Source organism: Dokdonella sp. (genome assembly GCF_019634775.1).
Lineage (GTDB): Bacteria > Pseudomonadota > Gammaproteobacteria > Xanthomonadales > Rhodanobacteraceae > Dokdonella.
In genome coordinates, this window is record NZ_JAHCAS010000002.1 from 555,904 (window position 1) to 573,189 (window position 17,286).

General features: G+C 66.8%; 14 protein-coding genes and 3 tRNA genes. 9 read left to right on the forward strand and 8 right to left on the reverse strand.

The features are described from left to right. Positions 1–131: 131 nt before the first annotated feature. Positions 132–2,504, reverse strand: coding sequence for a phosphoenolpyruvate synthase (gene ppsA, locus KF907_RS13265; RefSeq protein WP_291221071.1), 2,373 nt, complete (start codon positions 2,502–2,504; stop codon positions 132–134). Between the two features lie 293 nt (positions 2,505–2,797). Here ppsA and ppsR point away from each other — a divergent pair, with 293 nt between their 5' ends. Continuing rightward, complete coding sequence (gene ppsR / locus KF907_RS13270; protein WP_291221072.1) at positions 2,798–3,613, forward strand: posphoenolpyruvate synthetase regulatory kinase/phosphorylase PpsR; 816 nt, start codon at positions 2,798–2,800, stop codon at positions 3,611–3,613. 207 nt (positions 3,614–3,820) lie between these two features. Beyond that, positions 3,821–4,315, forward strand: a complete 495-nt coding sequence (locus KF907_RS13275; protein WP_291221073.1) for a DUF1249 domain-containing protein — start codon at positions 3,821–3,823, stop codon at positions 4,313–4,315. Between the two features lie 48 nt (positions 4,316–4,363). Here KF907_RS13275 and KF907_RS13280 read toward each other — a convergent pair. From KF907_RS13280 to KF907_RS13290, 3 genes are all read right to left on the reverse strand, one after another. Continuing rightward, positions 4,364–4,440: transfer RNA gene (locus tag KF907_RS13280), tRNA-Asp, on the reverse strand. A gap of 79 nt (positions 4,441–4,519) precedes the next feature. Then, positions 4,520–4,595, reverse strand: a tRNA-Glu gene (locus KF907_RS13285). Between the two features lie 22 nt (positions 4,596–4,617). Continuing rightward, positions 4,618–4,693: transfer RNA gene (locus KF907_RS13290), tRNA-Ala, on the reverse strand. A 187-nt stretch (positions 4,694–4,880) separates the two neighbouring features. On the opposite strand from KF907_RS13290, the gene KF907_RS13295 reads away from it, so the two are divergent. Beyond that, a complete protein-coding gene (locus tag KF907_RS13295) occupies positions 4,881–5,333 on the forward strand; it encodes a DUF4399 domain-containing protein (protein WP_291221074.1) in 453 nt (150 codons plus the stop codon). On the opposite strand, the gene KF907_RS13300 is transcribed toward KF907_RS13295, so the two are convergent. Both KF907_RS13300 and KF907_RS13305 read right to left on the reverse strand, forming a co-directional pair. Next, the gene (locus KF907_RS13300) at positions 5,320–6,876 is read right to left on the reverse strand and encodes a right-handed parallel beta-helix repeat-containing protein (protein WP_291221075.1); all 1,557 of its coding nucleotides are present in this window, start codon (positions 6,874–6,876) and stop codon (positions 5,320–5,322) included. The two genes, KF907_RS13295 and KF907_RS13300, sit on opposite strands and share 14 nt — an antisense overlap. Before the next feature lie 166 nt (positions 6,877–7,042). Next, positions 7,043–9,052, reverse strand: a complete 2,010-nt coding sequence (locus KF907_RS13305) for a bifunctional 2',3'-cyclic-nucleotide 2'-phosphodiesterase/3'-nucleotidase (RefSeq protein WP_291221076.1) — start codon at positions 9,050–9,052, stop codon at positions 7,043–7,045. A gap of 227 nt (positions 9,053–9,279) precedes the next feature. On the opposite strand from KF907_RS13305, the gene gltX reads away from it, so the two are divergent. From gltX to KF907_RS13320, 3 genes are all read left to right on the forward strand, one after another. Next, entirely contained in the window at positions 9,280–10,683 is a 1,404-nt protein-coding gene (gene gltX / locus KF907_RS13310) for a glutamate--tRNA ligase (RefSeq protein ID WP_291221242.1), read from the forward strand. Between the two features lie 3 nt (positions 10,684–10,686). Next, positions 10,687–11,055, forward strand: coding sequence for a hypothetical protein (locus KF907_RS13315; protein ID WP_291221077.1), 369 nt, complete (start codon positions 10,687–10,689; stop codon positions 11,053–11,055). Between the two features lie 61 nt (positions 11,056–11,116). Then, entirely contained in the window at positions 11,117–11,593 is a 477-nt protein-coding gene (locus KF907_RS13320) for a transcriptional repressor (protein WP_291221078.1), read from the forward strand. A 200-nt stretch (positions 11,594–11,793) separates the two neighbouring features. Here KF907_RS13320 and KF907_RS13325 read toward each other — a convergent pair whose 3' ends face one another. After that, positions 11,794–13,935: a TonB-dependent receptor domain-containing protein gene (locus tag KF907_RS13325; protein ID WP_291221079.1), complete on the reverse strand. Its 2,142-nt coding sequence runs from the start codon at positions 13,933–13,935 to the stop codon at positions 11,794–11,796. Between the two features lie 92 nt (positions 13,936–14,027). On the opposite strand from KF907_RS13325, the gene KF907_RS13330 reads away from it, so the two are divergent. From KF907_RS13330 to KF907_RS13340, 3 genes are all read left to right on the forward strand, one after another. Next, positions 14,028–14,510, forward strand: coding sequence for a MerC domain-containing protein (locus KF907_RS13330; RefSeq protein WP_472843875.1), 483 nt, complete (start codon positions 14,028–14,030; stop codon positions 14,508–14,510). A 40-nt stretch (positions 14,511–14,550) separates the two neighbouring features. Then, complete coding sequence (locus tag KF907_RS13335) at positions 14,551–15,504, forward strand: cation diffusion facilitator family transporter (protein WP_291221080.1); 954 nt, start codon at positions 14,551–14,553, stop codon at positions 15,502–15,504. Positions 15,505–15,584: 80 nt separating this feature from the next. Next, the gene (locus KF907_RS13340) at positions 15,585–15,767 is read left to right on the forward strand and encodes a 30S ribosomal protein THX (protein WP_291221081.1); all 183 of its coding nucleotides are present in this window, start codon (positions 15,585–15,587) and stop codon (positions 15,765–15,767) included. A 218-nt stretch (positions 15,768–15,985) separates the two neighbouring features. On the opposite strand, the gene hutI is transcribed toward KF907_RS13340, so the two are convergent. Beyond that, entirely contained in the window at positions 15,986–17,218 is a 1,233-nt protein-coding gene (gene hutI, locus KF907_RS13345; protein ID WP_291221082.1) for an imidazolonepropionase, read from the reverse strand. Positions 17,219–17,286: the final 68 nt, after the last annotated feature.

The window sequence follows — 17,286 nt, forward strand, 5'->3', positions numbered from 1 at the left end:
GTACGTATTCCGGAAAGGATTGCAAGCCCCTGTGCGTGGGAGCCCCTTCAGGGGCGATGCTTTTGGACAAGGTTGCAAAGAGCATCGCCCCTGAAGGGGCTCCTGCGGCGGACTCACCGAACGGGCGGGCATCAGCCCGCCTTGTGCCGCGCCAGCTTGAGCCAGGTGTCGACGACGGTGTCGGGGTTGAGCGACACCGACTCGATGCCTTCGTCCATCAGCCACTCGGCGAGGTCCGGATGATCACTCGGCCCCTGACCGCAGATACCGACGTACTTGCCCTTCTTGCGCGCGGTCTGGATGGCCAGCGAGAGCAGCTTCTTCACGGCCGGATCGCGCTCGTCAAACAGGCTGGCGACGATGCTCGAATCGCGGTCAAGGCCGAGGGTGAGCTGGGTCAGGTCGTTCGAGCCGATCGAGAAGCCGTCGAAGATGTCGAGGAACTCGTCGGCGAGCAGGGCGTTCGACGGCACTTCGCACATCATGATGATCTTGAGGCCGTCCTTGCCCTGGGCGAGACCGTGGCGGCCAAGCACTTCGATGACCTTGCGGCCCTCGGCGAGCGTGCGCACGAATGGAATCATCACCCAGGCGTTGGTCAGCCCCATCGTTTCGCGCACCTTCTTCATCGCCTGGCATTCCAGGGCGAAGGCTGGCTCGAAGCCCGGGTCGACATAGCGGCTGGCGCCGCGGAAGCCGATCATCGGGTTTTCCTCGTGCGGTTCGTATCTGGTGCCGCCGATGAGGTTGGCGTATTCGTTCGACTTGAAGTCCGACAGGCGCACGATGACCGGCTCGGGCGCAAAGGCGGCGGTGATCGTGGCGATGCCTTCGGCGAGGCGGTCGACGTAGAACGCGACCGGGTCGGAATAGCCGGCCATGCGCTCATCGATGCGCTTCTTCGTCTCGGCGTCCTGCTGGTCGTATTCGAGCAGGGCCTTCGGGTGCACGCCGATGTGGCTGGCGATGATCATCTCGAGACGGGCGAGCCCAACGCCGGCATTCGGCAGCATGGCGAAATCGAAGGCGCGCTCGGGATTGGCGACGTTCATCATGACCTTGAGCGGCGCCGGCGGCATCGCGCCGAGGTCGGCGGTGATGCGCTCGAACTCGAGCTTGCCCGCGTAGACGTAGCCGGTGTCGCCTTCCGCACAGGACACCGTCACTTCGGCACCGTCAGGGATCGCATCGAGGCCGTTGCCGGAACCGACGATGGCCGGCACGCCGAGTTCGCGCGCGATGATCGCGGCGTGGCAAGTGCGCCCGCCACGGTTGGTGACGATCGCCGAGGCGCGTTTCATCACCGGTTCCCAGTCCGGGTCGGTCATGTCGGCAACGAGCACGTCGCCGGGCTGCACGCGATCCATGTCCTTGATCGAACGGATGACCCTGGCGATGCCGGTGCCGATCTTCTGGCCGACCGAACGGCCCTCGACCAGCACCGTGCCGCGCTGCTTCAACTGGAAGCGCTCGATCTGCGTGGCCTTCGCCCGCGACTTCACCGTTTCCGGGCGCGCCTGCACGATGTAGAGCTTGCCGGTCGCGCCGTCCTTCGCCCATTCGATATCCATCGGGCGGCCGTAGTGGGCCTCGATGGTCAGCGCCTGGCGCGAGAGCTCGTGCACGTCCTCGTCGCTGATGCAAAAGCGCATGCGCTCGGCGCCCGGCGTCTCCTCGATCTTCACGCGCTCGCCGGGCTTGTCCGAATAGACCATGCGCTGCTGCTTGGCACCGATCTGGCGGCGCAGGATGGCCGGCTTGCCGGCCTTCAGGGTCGGCTTGTAGACGTAGAACTCGTCCGGATTGACCGCGCCCTGCACGACCATCTCGCCAAGGCCGTAGCTGCCGGTGACGAACACGGCGTCGCGGAAGCCCGATTCGGTGTCGAGCGTGAACAGCACGCCCGAGGCACCGATGTCCGAACGCACCATGAGTTGCACGCCGGCCGAGAGGAACACCTCTTCGTGCTTGAAACCATGGTGGACGCGATAGGCGATGGCACGGTCGTTGTAGAGCGAGGCGAAGACTTCCTTGACCTTGTGGATCACCTCGTCGGCGCCACTGACATTGAGGAAGGTTTCCTGCTGGCCGGCGAACGAGGCGTCCGGCAGGTCCTCGGCGGTGGCCGACGAGCGCACCGCCACGGAGATGTCGTTGCCGCCGGCCCGCCTGCACAGTTCGGCATAGGCCTCGCGCACGGCGACATCGAATGCCGGGATCAGCGGCGTGTCGATGACCCACTGGCGGATCTCTGCGCCGGCCGCGGTCAGCGCGGCGACGTCCTCGACGTCGAGCGTTGCCAAGCGCTGCTGGATGCGTCCGGCCAGGCCGCTCTGGGCGATGAACTGCTGGAACGCGTGCGCCGTGGTGGCGAAGCCTCCCGGCACCGAAACGCCGAGTTTGGCTAGGTTGCCGATCATCTCGCCGAGCGAGGAGTTCTTGCCGCCGACCTTGCCCAGGTCGGACAGGCGCAACGCATCGAGCCACAGGACCAGATCGCTCAAGACAGTCTCCGCATGCGGGAAGGGCGGCGGCAGCGCGCCGCGAGCCCGTGATTTTCGGGCTTTGGCGGCACAGGGGCAAGCCAAGACGCGGTTCGGTGTGGCATTGCAACAGGGGGCGTGAGGTCGCAGCAGACCGCTGCGAAGAGGTAGTGGGCTTTGCGATCAATGGATTGGCTGGGTTTGCGAAACCGCATTCGAGGGCACGCAGGGCTGGACTGCGGCAGCGCATCGGCCGGATGACGCACATGCGCGGCATTCCGTAGACTCGCCGCTTCGCCGTCACCGGAGCCGTCATGCGCCGTACCGTGTTCTACATCTCCGACGGCACCGGCATCACCGCCGAGACGATCGGCCACAGCGTGCTGACCCAGTTCGAAGGCGTCGATTTCGACACCTTCCGCATTCCGTTCGTGGACAGCGCGGAGAAGGCCGAACAGGCCGCCGTGCGCATCAAAACGAGCTACGCCACCAGCGGCGTGCGGCCGATCGTGGTCAATACGATCATGGACAAGGCGCTCGGCGACATCGTCGCCACCGGTGGCGCACTCATGCTCGACGTGTTCGCGCCCTTTCTCGCCCCGCTGGAAGACGAGCTCGGCACGATCCGCTCGCCGCGTGTCGGCAAGGCACATGGCCTGACCAACTTCGCCGAGTACGAGGCACGCATCAACGCGACCAACTACGCGCTGACCCACGACGACGGCATCGATGTCATGTACGACGATGCCGAAGTCATCCTGGTCGGTGTCTCGCGCGTCGGCAAGACGCCGACCTGCCTGTACATGGCCCTGCACTACGGCGTGAAGGCAGCGAATTATCCGCTGACCGAGGAAGACCTCGAGAATCTCGAACTGCCGAAGCGTCTCGTCGCCCATCGGCGCAAGCTCTATGGCCTCAGCATCGACGCACAGCGCCTTGCACAGGTACGTGAAGCGCGCCGTCCGGGCAGCCGCTACGCGAAGCTCGAGCAGTGCCGGCGCGAACTCGATCTTGCCGACAAGCTGTTCCGTCGCGAAGGCATCCCGGTGCAGAGCACGACGCACACCTCGATCGAGGAGATCGCGAGCAAGATCCTGTCCCAGCTCGGCATCGAGAAGCACATGTTCTGAGCCGGGCGATGCGCGCATCCGGCGCACGCTTCGGCAGGAGCCCGTTCACGGGCGACTGGCTGATGCGACGAATCGAGAAGTATCGCCCCCGAAGGGGCTCCTGCGGACATCTGGGACGCCGGGCGCCGTGGGACTTCGCATGCTACGCGCGATCGCTTCCGGCCGACAGTCTTCCGCGCCGGCAAAACCGCTGCGTATGATCCGGCCATGTCGAACCCGATCGCCGAGCGCCACGACGTCCTGCCAAGCCGCTTCGCCTGGCTGATGGGGCTGTACGGCGAGAACTATCACCGTCTTGTCCATATGTTCGCGCCACAGCGGCTGGCGGTCGGGCGCTACGTATCGTCGGTCGACGATCAGCTGGACGTCTGCCTCGAGATGGTCGAGCACCATCGCTACACGATCGACCTCGTCCTCACCTATGCCTTCGTCGATGGTGAAACCGGCCGACCGACGCCATCGGCGCAGTTGCGCATGTACCGCGACGCCCACGTCGCCGAAGTCCTGCACTGCCAGGTCGACGGTCGCCTCGCACGCGTGCTCGATGTGCCGCCGCCGGCACGCACGCTGTTCCAGCGCCGCGTGCGCATGAACTCGTTCCTCAACCGCTGGCTCGAATACCTCGCCGCGCAAGGCCATTCGATCGGCACGCTCGAGCCGGCCGAGGTCGCCGCACGCCGTATGGCCCCGGCGTTTGCCTGAAACCAACGAAAAAGCCCCGCCGAGGCGGGGCTTTGGGATCCGGGAAAGTGGCGGAGCGGACGGGACTCGAACCCGCGACCTCCGGCGTGACAGGCCAGCATTCTAACCAGCTGAACTACCGCTCCGCATTTTCCTGCGCGCCTCCTGCGCCAACCGCGTTTTCCCTCGTCGAAGCGAGCGCCTTGGGGCGTCGTCCTTCGTCACTGGCGTCCCCAAGGGGATTCGAACCCCTGTTACTGCCGTGAAAGGGCGGTGTCCTGGGCCTCTAGACGATGGGGACGCTTAGAGAAACCTGAGAAACCTGGTGGAGCCAGGCGGGATCGAACCGCCGACCTCTACAATGCCATTGTAGCGCTCTCCCAGCTGAGCTATGGCCCCGGGAAAGGCGGCGAAGAATAGAGATCGCCCGACCCTTCGTCAACCATTGATTGTGTCGGTGCGGTGCAGCCGATGCGGCTGATCCGGGTGCTGCGCACCTTGGCTGACCCCGATCCTGCATGCGCGGCGTCGCCGCTCCGGCAGCGAAAGCCTATGATCCGGTCTCCCTTCGCCGAGGAGAACCCCCATGCGCATCGAACTCATCGCCCTCAGCACGTTCGCGCTGGCGGCGGCTTTCGGCAGCGCGTCCGCCGCCGACGCGCCGACGCCATCCGCACAGGCACGCACGAAATCCCCGCCCGGAGTCGAGTTGTATTTCATATCGCCGAAGGATGGCGACAAGGTGGGCCGTGAAGTCACCGTGCAGTTCGGCCTAAAGGGCATGGGCGTGGCGCCGGCCGGCATCAGCGTGGACAAGACCGGACATCACCACCTGCTGATCGACGTCGATGCGTTGCCGTCGCCGAACGAGCCGATTCCTGCCGATGCAAGGCATGTGCATTTCGGTGGTGGCCAGACACAGACGACGGTCACCCTGACGCCTGGCCAGCACACGCTTCAACTCAATCTCGGCGACGCCCTGCATCGCCAGTTCGATCCGCCGGTGCTGTCCGGGAAGATCACGATCACCGTCGAGTAGCTGCGCTGCGACGTCGTCGCCGCGTGAGCGCAAGCCCGCCGGCGACGGCGAGCAGACCGGCCAGCAGGCCCTTCAGCGCCGGTGAATCCACGGGCACGGCGACCGCGGCAGTACCTTGTCCGCCGCGGTATTCGTACGCGCCGATGTCCGCCGCGCCGCCGATCACGCGTGGATGACCGGTGCCGCGTTGGTCGGTTGCGAGTCCTTGGGAGTTGTTGCCTAGATCGATGGCCGGACTGCCGGCAGCAAGCGCATGGGTCAGCGTGCTGCCACCATTGTCGGCCAGCGGCAGCAACCGCGGATCGAGGCTGAGCGTGTCGGCTGGCAGGGCGAGCATCGCATCGGCTTGGCCGATGAGATTGTGCGATCCGGCGATCGCCAGTGCCATTGTGCTTGCAGCGTCGTCGGCGGTGCCGCCCGCGCGGTTGCCGGCGATGATCGAGCTGCGCATCACCGACGGCTGCGCGTGGTTGATGAACGAGATGCCGCCACCGAACGAACCGGCTTCGTTGTCGGTGATCGTCGAGTTCTCGATCACGATCGATGTGATCTGGCGCACGCGAACTCCGCCGCCGTCGTCGTCACGCACGCGATTGCCCGATACGGTCGAGTTGCGCAGGACGAGATCGCCTTCCTGGGTCAGCCCACCGGCAAAACGGATCGCGTAGTTGTCGGCGATCGTGCAGCGCTCGATGCGGCCACCGTTGCGTGCCACGAACACGCCGCCACCGATTTCCCAGTGCGAGAGTGGCGGGTTGTGCGTGCCGAGGGCGCGGTTCCCCGAGATCGTGCTGTCGAGCAGGTCGACGCCATACGAGAACGCACCCCCGCCATAGGCGGCCGTGCCATTGGTCTCGTGATGGCCGAAGGCCAGATTGCCGGAGATCGTGCTGTTGCGCATGGTCAGCGGGCCCGACAGCACGCCGCCGCCGTACGCACCGACGCCGACCGCCTCGCAGTCGCGCACGACCGAGCCGATCAGGCTGAGGCGGTTGCCGGCGGCGATGCAACCGCCGTAGCCGACATCGGTGCCGCTGGCGCGATGCACGCCGCGTTCGATGGTGAGGCCTTCGATGGTCAGCTCGCCGTGGGAAGCGTGGCGCAGCACGCGGTCCTGGCGCCCGCCATCGATGGCGAGCAGGCCGGCGCCGGGGCCGCGCAGGACGAGATCTTCGGCTTCGATGTCGAGCACGCCATCGACCAGGGTGATGCGTCCGCAATCGAGTGTGCTCAGGTCGATGACGTCGCCGGAGATGGCCGACTCGACCAGCGTGCGCAGACTGCCCGGGCTGCCGTCGTCGGCGCAGGTGGTGACGACCAGGGTTGCAGACCCGCGCGTGGCGGCGATCGGCTGCGTCGCCTGCAGCGCCAGCATGCGCTCGCGCAACGGTGTCAGCGCGGCGCTGCGTTCCTGCGGCAGTGGCCATTCCAGTGGCACGTGCGTGACGGCCATGAGTGTCGCCGGCGATCCGCCGATCCCGGCCAGGGCAATGGCGGCGACGAGGGCGGAGCGGCGCAGCGGGCGCATGGATCGATGGGGCACGTTCGGTTCCTCGGATCTGCGGGAGCGGCCGGCTGCTGTCCGCCGGTGGTGACGATAATGCAATACGGCATCCGCCCCGACTCTGGGTGACTGTTGGACGGGGAGCAGGGAATGGTGAATGGCAAAGCCAAAGCCAAAGCGATGCTTTCCGATCCCCCATTCCCGATCAGTGCTCCACCGAGAGGTCGAGCGCGTACGTCGATGTGCCATCGCCGTTTTCGCGCAGCAGGCGCAGGCCGGTGATGCCGGCTGCGCGGGCGAGGGCATCCTTGCCGCTGGCGGTGGTGAAGCTCACCGGAGCGGCCGTGCGCAGCGGCACGAAGCGCCATGGACGATCGCTGGCATCCTCGTCGCGGGTCAGCCGGCCGCGCGCACGCACCCAGTCGATCAGCAGGTCGCGGTTCATGATCTGATCGGACAGCACGACGCGGTCGCCGCCGGTGCCGGGGAAGTCGCCGCCGCCTCCGGCCCGGTAGTTGTTCGTGGCCAGGATGAAGCGCTGGGCGGCGTCAACCGGCTGGCCTTCGTGGCGCAGGTCGACGATGCGTTCGCCTGCTGGTCTGGACAGGTCGATGCGCCAGCTGATGCCGCCCTGCACGACGTCGAAGTTGTAGCCCGGGAAGCGCCGGTTGACGAGTTCCTGCGGTGTGGTGGCCTGCGGATCGATGCGGTTGAACCAGGTCGAGGCCTTGTCGAGCCAGGCGCGCAATTCGGCGCCGTTGACGAGCACGGCTGCGATCGTGTTCGGATACAGGTAGAGGTCGGCTGCGTTGCGGATCGCCAGCGGCCCGGCGGCGATGTCCGTGTAGTCGGTTGCGCCGGCGAAGCCGACCTTGAACGGCGCGACCGCGGACAGCACCGGGAGGTCGGCGAGATCCGGGCGCGTTTCGGCGATGCGCTTGCGCACGAAGTCGCGCTGCGCACGGTTCACCGGTTCGATCGCGCTGACGTCGCCAAGGGCGACGAAATGGCTCGTCATCGCGAAATCGCTGCTGCCGATCGGCGTGGACACGTAACGGATGGTCGCCGCGTGCTCGGCTTCGATGGCCGCGGCGATGGCCGGGTCGGGTTCGACGAAGTCGCCGGCGGCGCGACGGATGTCGCGCACGTGCGAACGCGTGGCCGAATGGTCGATCCGCCAGTGCCCACCCTCGTGCACGAGCGCGAGTTCGATCAGGCCGAGATTCTTGCCCCAGAAGCCGCCCATCACGGCTGGCTTGCCACGCAGGAAGCCGCGCTCGTTGTCGACCTCGGGCATCCTCGCGAAGCGCGACTTCGGATTGCCTGGGTCGGGAAAGACCTGATGCGAGTGGCCGAGCAGAAGCACATCGATGCCGGGTTCGGCAGCGAGATGCCAGTTCGCGTTCTCCATGTCGTGTGTGTGTGGCGAGGGGTTGATGCCGCCGTGCGAAATTGCGATGACGAAGTCGACGCCTTGTGCGCGCAGCGCCGGCAGGTGCCGGCGTGCCGCTTCGACGACGCCACTCACGCTCACGCGGCCGTCGAGGTTGTCCTTGTCCCATTGCAGGATCGGCGGTGGGGTGAAACCGATCAGGCCGATGCGCACGGTGGCCTCGATGGCATCCCCGCGCGCGTCGCGCGCCGCGATCCGGCGCTCGATGACAGCGGTCGGCGCAAACAGCGGTCGTCCGCTGCGCTTCGAATCGACATTGGCCAGCACGATCGGGAAGTCCGGACCCTTGCATGGTTTCGGGGTCACGCCGTCGACGTCGAGGGCGGAATTGGTGACCTGGGCGAGGAAGGGCAGGCCGTAGTTGAACTCGTGGTTGCCGATCGTGCCGCCGTCGTAGCCGAGCGCATCCATGGCCTTGTACATCGCGAGTTTGTCGCCGCAGGCCAGCGGTTCACCACGTGCCTGCCAGTCGGCCAGCGCAGTGCCCTGGATGGTGTCGCCGGCATCGAACAGCAGCGTGTTCGCATACTCGCGGCGCGCCTGGCGAACCAAAGTGGCGAGGCGCTCGAATCCGAGCGACGGGTCCTCGGCAAGCTTGTAGTAGTCATAGCCGAGTACGTTGCTGTGCACGTCGGTCGACTCGAGGATGGCCAGCGTGGCACGCGCGCCGTCGCCAGGCGTCGGGCCGCGCGCGGGCTGCCCGGCGCAGGCTGCGAGCAGGATCAGGATGGAGGCGCAGGCGATTCGGCGGGAAGGGTGCATGGCGACGGATCGTTCAGGGGGAGGGCGGCGATTCTGCCCGCATTGCACGACGGGTGTGCGCGGGGCTGCTGATCAGTCCCCGTCGCGGCCCATGCCGCTCCCGCAAGATGTTGATTTCATGAGTGCGATTTCAGTCGCGAGCCGATGAGTCAAGGTTTCCCTGGAACAGACGTGCGCGGTCGATCTGCTACGATCCGCGCCCCGATTTTGCAGTGTCCTTTCGCGCCATGACGGTAAGAACCCGCTTCGCCCCGAGCCCCACGGGCTACCTTCACATCGGCGGCGCACGCACCGCGCTGTACTGCTGGCTGGAGGCACGCCATCGTGGCGGCGAGTTCATCCTGCGCATCGAGGATACCGACCGCGAACGTTCGACCGCCGCCGCCGTGCAGGCGATCCTCGACGGCATGAACTGGCTCGGACTCGCCCACGACGAGGGTCCGTACTATCAGACCCTGCGCATGGAGCGATATCGGCAGGTCGCCGAGGATCTGCTCAAGGCCGGCAAGGCCTACTATGCCTACGAGACCAAGGAAGAGATCGAGGCGATGCGCGCCGAGGCGATGGCGGCCGGGATCAAACCGCGATACAACGGCCACTACCGCGACCGCAACGAGCCGTACCGCGAGGATCCGAACCGGGTCATCCGCTTCAAGAACCCGACCTCGGGCAGCGTGGTATTCGAGGACAAGGTCAAGGGCCGCATCGAATGGAGCAACGAGGAACTCGACGATCTCGTTCTGTTCCGCTCGGATGGCTATCCGACCTACAACTTTGCCGTCGTCGTCGACGACATAGACATGCGCATCACCGACGTGGTGCGTGGTGATGACCACGTCAACAACACGCCACGCCAGATCAACATCTACCACGCGCTTGGTGCGGCCGTGCCGGCCTTCGCCCATCTGCCGATGATCCTCGGTCCGGACGGGCAGAAACTCAGCAAGCGCCATGGCGCGGTCAGCGTCATGCAGTACCGTGACGACGGCTTCCTGCCGCACGCCCTGCTCAACTATCTCGTGCGCCTCGGCTGGTCGCACGGCGACCAGGAGATCTTCTCGCGCGAGCAGATGATCGGGTTGTTCGACGTTGCCGACGTCAATCGCGCGGCGGCGCGCTTCGACCTGGAAAAGCTGTCCTGGCTCAATCAGCAGTACATCAAGAACGATGATCCTCTCGAACTGGTGCCGCATTTCGAATGGCACCTGCATGCGGTCGGCATCGATCCGGCCGCCGGCCCCGACCCGGTCGACGTCATCGTCGCCCTGCGCGAGCGCGCGCAGACGCTGAAGGAAATGGCCGAGAAGGCGCGCGTCTGGTACGCGCCGCTGACCGACTACGATGCGGCGGCGGTGGCCAAGCACCTCAAGTCGCCCACCGCGGTGCCGGCACTCGAGGCCGCGCACGCGCGGCTCGGCGCGCTCGCGCACTGGAATGTCGCCGAGGTGCATGGCGCGATCCAGGCGGCTGCCGAGGCGATCGGCGAGGGCATGGGCAAGGTCGCGCAGCCGCTGCGCGTGGCGATCACCGGTACCCAGGTCTCGCCGTCGATCGACCACACGGTGTTTCTGGCGGGCCGCGACGAGACCCTGCGCCGCATCGATGCAGCGCTGGTGCGCGCGCGGGGCTGATCCGTGCGCCTGTTTGCCTGCCTGCGCGATCTGGCGAATTTTGACGTCGGCAAACCCGAGCAGGCAGGTGCAGTGCTTGAGGGTTGTCTGTCGTCCCTGCTCGATCCGGTGCTGTGGCTGTGGGTGAGCGTGCTGACGCTGGTCTGTTCGGGCATCGGCGCACTGATTGGCTGGTGGAAGGGACGCACTCTCTCCGGTCTGGTCTGGGCCACCGTGCTCGGACCGATCGGCTGGATCGTCATGGCACTGAAGAGCACCGACCCACATGCCTGCCCGCATTGTGCGAAGGCGAACCGAGAGTTCGCCAGGACCTGCCGACATTGCGGCGCAGTGCTGCAGGCCGTGGTCGGTGAAGCGCCGCGCCACGATTGATTCGGGGGTGTCGTTGCGTGCGCGGTGGTAGCATCGCGGTGCCATCAGATTGGGTCCGCCCATGCCCCGGGTCACCGCCAAGTCGCACAATCATGTTCATGCCCACGATGCGCGCGGCTTCGTCCGCGATGTCGCGCGCGCCTGCGACGAGCGTGGCCTGCGCCTGACGCCGTTGCGCCTGCGCGTACTCGAACTCGTCGCCGCGGCGGAGAAGCCGGTCAAGGCCTACGACCTGCTCGAACGCATCAAGGATGGCCCGGGCGTCGCCGCACCGCCCACCGTCTACCGCACCCTCGACTTCCTGCTCGAGAACGGCTTCATCCACAAGCTTTCGTCGATCAATGCATTCGTCGGTTGCCATCATCCCGGTGAGGCGCACCAGGTCCCATTCCTGATCTGCGACCGCTGTTCGAGCGCGCTCGAACTCTGCGACGAACGCGTATCGAAACTGTTGACCACGCAGGCCAAGGAGCGCGGCTTCACGCCGGCTGCGCAGACGCTCGAGGTGCACGGCCTGTGCGCGAAGTGCAGCGGCTGAACGCAGCACGGTCGGCGTGCGCTCATGCTGTGCCGCCACGTCTCATGGCTGACGCGTGATCTCGCGCAGGAGCCCGTTTACGGGCGACCGCACATGGCGAGGATGCGCGAGGAAGCATCGCCCTGAAGGGGCTCCTGCAGGCAATGCCAACGCCGCCCCCGCGCGTTGTTGCACCATGTGTGCGGTCCCGCCGGAGCCGCTCAGAATGCATGGCGGAACCCCGCGGTGACGTTGCGCCCGGGCAGCGGCACGACGCTGGCAAGGAACGATGTGTGGTTCCACACCTTCTCGTCGAGCAGGTTGCTGCCGCGCAGGAACAGGCGGCTGTTGCCGGATTCGCCGAAAGCGTAGCTCAGCGTCAGGTTCAGCATGTCGTGGGCCGGCGAGACGGATTCGTGATCGGCAATGCGGTCCTGGCGGGCAACATGGAAATACTCGATCTCGCCGCTGAAGGCATCCCAGGTTCCGTTGAGGCGCGTGCCGATGCGTGCGGCGGGGATGCGTGGCAGAGAGCCGCTGCCGTCACTGAAGGTCGCGCGCACGCGGTCGCCGAACAGCGTGGCCGAGAGCGTGTCGCTGAACTGCCAGGTGGCCTCTGCCTCGATGCCGGTGAAGCGTGCGTCGCGTTGCGTGTACTTGACCAGGCGGAAGTCCTCGAACCGGTCGAGCGTGCGCGCGTGGATGTAATCGTCGACGTCGTTGCGGAAGCCACCGAGGCTGAAGCTGAAATCGCCAATGGTTCTGCGCAGGGTGAGTTCGACGTTGCGCGAGGTCTCGGTGTCGATGGCGGCGTCGTTGGCTGCGCCGCCGCAGGTCAGCGCGCTCGGCAGCAGGCCACATTCATAGGTGTTGGTGGCGAGGTGGATGCCGCGTGCGAATAGCTCCTGCGCGTGTGGCAGGCGCTGCGAGCGCGCGGCCGAGAGCGTGATCGAGTAGCCCGGTGCGAACTCCCAGATCGCCGCGCCGGCGAACGAAACCGCGCTGTCCTTGAACGCCGGACGGCCACGCGGGTCATCGATTGGCTTGTGTTCGAGCCGTTCGTAGCGGCTGCCGAGCTCGAAGTGCCAGGCCTCGTTCAACTGGTAGTGCTCGACGAGGAACAGGCCGGTCGAGCGCGTATCGACTTTCGGCATGAACGCTTCCATGCCGTCGGCGCTGAATGTCGTGTCCGCGTGCTGCAGGCCGATCACGCCGGTCCAGTCGCCGAGCGGGACGTGCTCGATCTCGATGCGGCCTTCCTGACCGCGGTTGATGAAGGTCGTCGTGGTTTCGCCGTCGTCGATTTCGCGGTGGCGATAGTCGGTGTCGCTCAGGCGGAAGCGGATGCGCCCAGCGCCGGCGAACGGTTCGGTGTATTCGCCGCGCAGGTCGATGCGCCTGCTGACCAGGTCGATCGTCGGCGGCGCCTCGTGTTCGTGATCGTGATCGTGGTCGCCATCGCCGCCGCCGTGGTCGTGTTCCTCGCAATGCAGTTGGTCGCCGTGTGGGTGGCAGCCCTCGTACTCGTGGTTGTGGCCGGGCAGGCCGTAGTCGTCGTCGCGATGGGAATACGCGATGCCGATATGGCCCTGTGGCGTGATCCATGAGAAGCCGACCGCCGAATTGGCCGAGGCCGCGGCGCTGCCGTCGACACGTGAGTGCGCCCAGCCGGGCACGCGGTAGTCGTCGGCATCGCGCGTCGAGTGCTCGACATGGAAGGCGATACTCGATCCGAGCTGTGCGGTCAGGTCGACCGCTGCGGCACGTTCACGGGCGACCGAGTTGCCGCGCACCACCAGCGAAGCGTCGATGCCGCCTTCGGGCATGCGCGCCGGAACCTTGCCGTCGAGGATGTTCACCACGCCACCGACCGCGCCGCTGCCATAGAGCAGCGTGGCCGGTCCGCGCAGGACCTCGATGCGCCGGGCGAGCAGGGGGTCGACGGTGGTGGCGTGGTCGGGCGAGATGTCCGAGGCGTCGAGGATCGATGCGCCGTCCGCAAGCACTTTCGTGCGCGGCGCGCTCTGGCCGCGGATGACCGGACGACTGGCGCCGCCGCCGAAGTTGTCCGAATGCACGCCGGGCAGGCCGGCCAGCGCATCGCCGAGCGTGCCCTGGCCGTTCTTCAACAGGCTGTCGTGGTCGATGATGCTGTATGGCATCGCGATGGCGTTCGGATCCTCGCCGAGGGCGAGGGCGGACACCTGCACCACGGGCAGCGCATCGCCGTCCGTTGCCGCGGCGGTTTCGGCGGCCGGCGCCGGAGCGCTTTCGGAATCGTCGGCGAGTGCGGTGGCTGCGGTGAGCAAAGTGGCCAGGCCGAGATTCGCGGCAAGTGCTAGGGCAGGGCAGGGCTTGGGCATGAGCGCGATGCGGTAGCGGGAACGCCATTATTGTTATAGTATAACATTCCTTCCAACAAGCCCGACTCCGGTGACTGGCGATGGGCAGAGGCATGGCTTCCGGCAATGCGCTGCACGAATCACGAGTCACCTGGCGGATTGGTACGACGTCCATGCCGATGCCCGAACCACCGACGCGCTGGAACCGTTTCGTCGATCGCTTCGGCGCTTTGGCGTCATTCCTGTGCGCGGTTCACTGCGCCCTGCTGCCGGTCGTGTTCGGCGTGCTGCCGGCACTCGAGCTGGCGTTCCTGTCCGACCATCGCATCGAGCGCGCCTTCGTGGCCTTCGCGGTGGCGCTGGCCACGACGAGCCTGTTGTTCGGCCTGCGCCGGCATGGCAGCTGGCGCGCATTCTGGGTGCTCATTCCCGGCATTGCCCTGCTCGTGGCCGGACTGCTGGTCGGCGACAGCCACGCCAACCCGCTGCATGCCGTACTGGTCAGCAGCGGTGGCGTGCTGGTTGCGCTTGCGCACCTGGTCAACTTGCGCCTGGACCACGTGCACGGTCCGGATTGCAGGCATTGGGCGCGTTGAAATTGTGTAACTGCGCACCTGCTCACTAGCATCGCCGGCCATGCACGACCACGCCACGCCCAAGCACCATGACCATGCGGCGCATGCACATGACCATCACCATGGTCATGCGCATGCGCCGCGCAGCGAGCGCCATCTGCTGTGGGCATTCGTGCTGACCACGATCACCCTCGTGGTCGAGGCGGTCGGTGGCTGGATCTCGGGTTCGCTGGCCCTGCTCGCGGACGCCGCGCACATGTTCGTCGACGCCGCGGCCCTGCTGTTCGCCTGGCTTGGCGCACGCTTCGCGCGCCGGCCAGCCGATGCGCGGCGCAGCTTCGGCTATGCCCGCCTGGAGGTGCTGGTCGGCTACACCAATGCGCTGACCCAGGTCTTCCTCGTCGCCTGGATCCTGTTCGAGGCAGTCACGCGCTTTCTCGCGCCGGCGCCGATCCTGTCCGGCACCATGCTCGTGGTCGCCATCGCCGGACTCGTCGTCAATCTGGTCGTCCTGCGCGTGCTCGGCGGCCATGACCACGACGACGTCAACACCGCCGGCGCACGCCTGCATGTGCTCGGCGACCTGCTCGGTTCGCTCGGCGCAGTGGTCGCGGCGCTGCTGGTGCGCTGGCTCGACTGGCTGTGGGCGGACCCGCTGATTTCGGTTTTCGTCGCTCTGCTGATCCTCAACGCCGCGATGCGCCTGCTGCGCCGCTGCGCGCATATCCTGCTTGAAGGGGTGCCCGACGGAGTCGAAGTCGAGCGTGTGTCGGCGATCGTCGAAGGCGAAGCGGAAGGCGTGCGCGACATCCATCATGTGCACATCTGGCAACTCTCGGGTGGGCAACGCATCGCCACCCTGCACGCATGCCTGCGCGAAGGCGTCGCCCCCGATCACGCGATCCGGTCGATCCAGCAGGTCCTGCGCCTGCACTTTGGCATCGCCCACGCCACCGTGCAGGTCGAGGATCTGACCTGCGCGCAGGCGGATTGTGGCCATGCGGCGGGGCGTTGAGGCCGACATCCCTTGCGATCTGCCGGCTTGCTGCTATCCTGCGCGGCCTTTGTTGACCCGAATACCTGAGAGGACGTCCGATGGGCCGTGGTGACCGCAAGACCCGCAAGGGCAAGATTTCCATTCGCAGCCATGGCAACGTGCGCCCGCGCGCGGTGAAGAAGGCGGCCGGCGCCAAGCCGGCGGCTGCTGCTCCGGCGAAGGCGGCAGCCAAGAAGGCCGCGCCGGCCAAGAAGGCTGCGGCGAAGAAGACCGCCGGCTGATTGTCGGCGTCTGGTTTTGCCCGCGAACCCCCGCTTCGGCGGGGGTTCGTCGTTTCGGGGAATGCCGTGTTCGGACTCTTTCGTGGCTGAGTCCATACAGGACGTCGATCGTGTGCGGCTTCAGTCGCGATCGGCCAAGTCGGAACATCCTCGGGGGCTGGATCAGGGAATGCCTCCGACGCGGCGCTCCCGATCCAGACCTGATGCCGATCACAACCTCACTGGCCACCGATCCAAACACGCCGCGCCAGGGTGCCGCCGATCCAGTAGCACAGATCAGCCGGACGTCCGATGTCCCAGGCAACGAAATCGGCACGTTGCCCCGGAGCGAGGCGACCGCGGTCACCGAGACCAAGCGCACGCGCGGCGTGCACGGTGGCGCCGCGCAACGCTTCCTCCGGCGTCAGGCGGAACAGGACGCAGGCCATGTTCATGGCCAGGCGCAGCGACAGCAGCGGCGAAGTGCCGGGATTGAGGTCGCTGGCCACGGCCATCGGCACGCCCTGCGCGCGCAGTTCGGCGATCGGCGGCAGGCAGGTGTCGCGCAGTGCGTAGAACGCGCCGGGCAGCAGCACGGCGACCGTGCCGGCCGCAGCCATGGCGGCGACGCCGGCCGCGCTGGTGTGCTCGATGTGGTCGGCCGAGAGTCCGCCGAACGAGGCACACAGCGCGGCGCCATCCAGGTCGGACAACTGGTCGGCGTGCAGCTTGACCGGCAGGCCGAGTGCGCGAGCAGCGTCGAACACGCGCCGGGTTTCGCTGGGGGTGAAGGCGATCTTCTCGCAGAACGCATCGACCGCATCGGCGAGGCCGCTGGCGGCCACGGCTGGCAGCATGGTCGCGCAGATGTGCTCGACGTATTCGGACTGACGTCCGGCGAATTCCGGTGGCAGCGCATGCGCTCCGAGAAACGTCGTGCGCACGCCGAGGCCGAGCCGTGTGCCGATGGCGCGGGCGACACGCAGCATTTTCAGTTCGCTGTCGAGGTCAAGGCCGTAACCGGATTTGATCTCGACCGTGGTCACACCGTCTGCAAGCAGGGCGCGGGCGCGCGGCAGCGAGGCGGCGAGCAAGGCTTCGTCGTCGCGTTCGCGCGTCGCGCGCACGGTCGAGGCGATACCGCCACCGGCTCGTGCGATGTCCTCGTAGCTCGCGCCTTCAAGGCGCAACTCGAACTCGTGCGCGCGGTCGCCGCCGAAGACGAGATGGGTGTGGCAGTCGATCAAGCCCGGCGTGATCCATGCGCCGTCGAGCGATTCGACCTGGCGCGCCGTGGCGCGGGCCTTGGCAGGCAGGTCGACCAGCGCGCCGGCGAACACGATGCGCCCGTCCTTCCAGCCGAGCGCGGCGCGCTCGATCGCACCGTACGGCATGCCGGTGTCGGCCAGCGTGGCAAGGCGGACGTCGAGCAGCAACCCATCCCAGGCGTCATCGTGCGAGGCGGTATTCATGCGCCGATTATTGCATCGTCGCGCTGCGCGGCGGCGCGCTTCGGCGATGTCGGTCCTGCTCGGTGTGG